2 protein-coding genes and 1 pseudogene are annotated in these 1,976 nt (G+C 49.5%); 2 read left to right on the forward strand and 1 reads right to left on the reverse strand.

Annotated elements, in window-relative coordinates; translation table 11 throughout:
- The first annotated feature begins 317 nt into the window (after positions 1–317).
- Both CYR55_RS23425 and CYR55_RS22660 read left to right on the forward strand, forming a co-directional pair.
- Positions 318–527, forward strand: coding sequence for a hypothetical protein (locus CYR55_RS23425; RefSeq protein ID WP_146001031.1), 210 nt, complete (start codon positions 318–320; stop codon positions 525–527).
- 112 nt (positions 528–639) lie between these two features.
- The gene (locus CYR55_RS22660; protein WP_101818560.1) at positions 640–1,536 is read left to right on the forward strand and encodes a hypothetical protein; all 897 of its coding nucleotides are present in this window, start codon (positions 640–642) and stop codon (positions 1,534–1,536) included.
- Between the two features lie 22 nt (positions 1,537–1,558).
- Here CYR55_RS22660 and CYR55_RS22665 read toward each other — a convergent pair.
- Positions 1,559–1,976 (reverse strand): annotated as a pseudogene (locus tag CYR55_RS22665) (terminase); the annotation flags it as partial.

The following is a 1,976-nucleotide window of genomic DNA, read 5'->3' on the forward strand; positions in this document are numbered from 1 at the left end:
AAAATACCAAAAAACGCCAAGGAAATATATTCTGCACTATATTTCGTTGGCGAATTCGTGAGGTCACAAGCTTATTCCAAAAACGCGAAGATAGGTAGATGGTTATTTCATTTGGAACTATAACGGGGCGTTATAATTAATAATGGTACCAGTTCCATTTATGATCAGAACTGTATAAATTCACACCACTTCAGCACTTTTTAACTCAAAAGGTGCATTTATGTAACGCGTTACCTTTCAAGCCTGCGCGCGCTAATGGTATATAGGGACATTCCGAAAATAGCGTTAGCAGTTGACAAATTTTCTCAGGGTTTCGTGTGATGATCAGTAATAATTCTTTACCAATGGCAGAAGACATTTCATTAGCAGCGCATCAGTTACATGTTACCCGTTGTAGCCCAAATGGGGTACAACAACTGCTGGCTCACTTCATTACGCTGAAAGAACTCAGCGGCCAGAAAGTAACCCGTCAATTCCGTGCCAGCCTCAAACGCCTGCTTCAAACCCACGTCTGTTACGTACTTTAACGCACTACTCCCCCGAAAACCGGACAAAAAGACCTATCCCCCTGTAGATCTATACTAAATAAATGTTTATTTTAAGAGGTCGGAGATTCCGGCTTCTTATAGAGACATTTAGATGAAAGACTTTGCGCGTGCAGAAAAAATATACAAACAATTCTTGGAGTTTCGACAGTCGTTCCTGAATAATGCCCTGGAGATGGCAGTAGCGAGTGACATATCAACAGAGGGGTTGAAATACCGCCCCATTGTTATTGTTCCACCTGAATACCTTATTAAGTTTGAATCCGACATCGCGCTTTGGGAGAAGTACGCAGCCACCCTCGACGAATATCCAGAACTGGGCACTGCCCGCCGGCTTTTCCATCCCGTACCAAAACTGATTACTGGTGCCACCAGCGTTCGCTACTTCTACGCTAATGCCGCTGCACAGAGCACCATCCTCGCCAGTAATGTAATAAAATCCATTCAGATTTCTATTCGCCAGGCCAATGAGTACATTAAGGAAGAGGACGCGCGTAAGCTGGCGTTAGACGGCCTCGAGCATGACCTGAAAATCATTGAGTCACTGCCTGAAGGCACCAAGCTGCGCACCCGCCGCACCGGCTACACCGACCTGATATGCCAGTACGACACCCATACCGAGCGCACCATTCCCGTTCGTGCTTCAGGAAATGGCGTTTTCTTTGATGGCACGCACGTCACCAGCGTCAATGAAGGTGCCAGCCGCCTCAATGGCCGTATCTCTGTTTATGACCGTGTTGAGCCTTTACCTATCCGCTTCCTTACCGGCTGTAATGTCTACATCCTTTCTGAAGTAGAAGAGATGAAAGAGATCATGAAAGAGGAAGCCAAGGAGCGCCGCGCCGAGGGTAAAGTCCAGTACAGGATTGACCAGGCAATGAAGAGGAAGGCCAAGAAGGAAGGGCTGGCGAAAGACAAGAAAAGTGCCCAGGTAAAGCGTGCTGCTAAAGCCCCCGGGGAGCTTAACCCCGCCGGGAGCGACCATAAATAACCACCAGCCCTCGCTGGTGGCTTCAACTGTTAAGCCAATCCTCCGCTTCGCTCCTGCGACTCTCGTCAGCCCGACTCAATACCTCACTGGCCGGCACGTAATCTGCCAGCTGGGTAAAGCAATAAACATCCCACCGGTCGGGCGATCGAAGGTTTAGTTTCAGCCTCATCTGTTCCTTTTTCATGATCACCCATTGCCCCGCCTCATTCAGTGATGCCGGTATCTTGCTTGCCTGGTCAGCAGTCTTTGCATCCGGATCCAGCCTCATGCGCCCCTGCCGCACCGCATTGGCCGCCTGGACATTGGCATAAGCTCGCTGATTGGAATAGTGCTTCTTCAGCGCCCGGTTATGCACCGGCAAGCCCCAGCGGATACGCTGCGCCATAACACCATGCTTTTCCTCCAGGACGTCAGCCGTGGTTGCCCCGATACCGTCACCG

Origin of the sequence: Chimaeribacter californicus, from assembly GCF_002858675.1 — a bacterium.
Classification (GTDB): domain Bacteria; phylum Pseudomonadota; class Gammaproteobacteria; order Enterobacterales; family Enterobacteriaceae; genus Chimaeribacter; species Chimaeribacter californicus.